The 805-nt window shown below is 28.7% G+C and carries 1 protein-coding gene; it reads right to left on the reverse strand.

Annotated features, from left to right (window positions below; all coding sequences use genetic code 11):
• Positions 1-96: 96 nt before the first annotated feature.
• A partial coding sequence (locus tag G3997_RS06025) for an ATP-binding protein (protein ID WP_330616107.1) occupies positions 97-805 on the reverse strand: 709 nt, incomplete at its 5' end.

Here is an 805-nt window from a genome sequence, read left to right on the forward strand (position 1 = left end):
AAGTGGGATGATATAAAATGAAAAAAATGAGAATAATTCACAATTTAATATACACTGTCAATTTTACCGACACCTACTTAAAGCTAGTCAAAATGACTAGCTTCTTTTATACATTCTGTAATTCAACCTCCTACCACTAAGACTTACCACATACCCATTACTCATCTCATAAAGCCTACTACCTATAGCCTCATCAATCTTCATAATTTCATCAATACTCTTCTCACAACTAACAATCACTGGCAAACTATTCAAATACCTAAAATTAATAATCTCAAACATTATATTAACATCACTACCACTAATACTACCCTTAAACAAATCATCAATTAACAAAACCTTTGCATTTTTAAATCTACCAATAGCTTTTCTATAATACTCCTCATCCATCATATTTTGCTTAAGACTTATAATACTATCTCTATAACTCATATATAAAACACCTACTCCATTTTTCATAAGAGAATTAGCTATTGCCATAGATAAATGAGATTTACCGCCACCAACTTGTCCAACAAATATTATAGAGCTATTATCTTTTAAGTTTATATCAAAGTTTTTTGCATATTCCTTAGCTTTACTAAATGCCTCACATACTTCCATACTATATGAGTAATCAAAGTTGTCAAAATTCTTTCTTCTAAATTCTTCACTTATACCACTACTTAATAGTATTTCCTCAGCTTCACGTAGGGCTTTGCAAGTACAAGGTATTGCTTCATTATCTTTTAATATAAATCTTAAATCTCTACACTTAGTACATTTATATGTTTTTAAAGAATCTAATTCTAACTTTTCATTATTA

This window comes from Romboutsia sp. 13368 (genome assembly GCF_018336475.1).
In the GTDB taxonomy this organism is placed as follows: Bacteria; Bacillota; Clostridia; order Peptostreptococcales; family Peptostreptococcaceae; genus Romboutsia.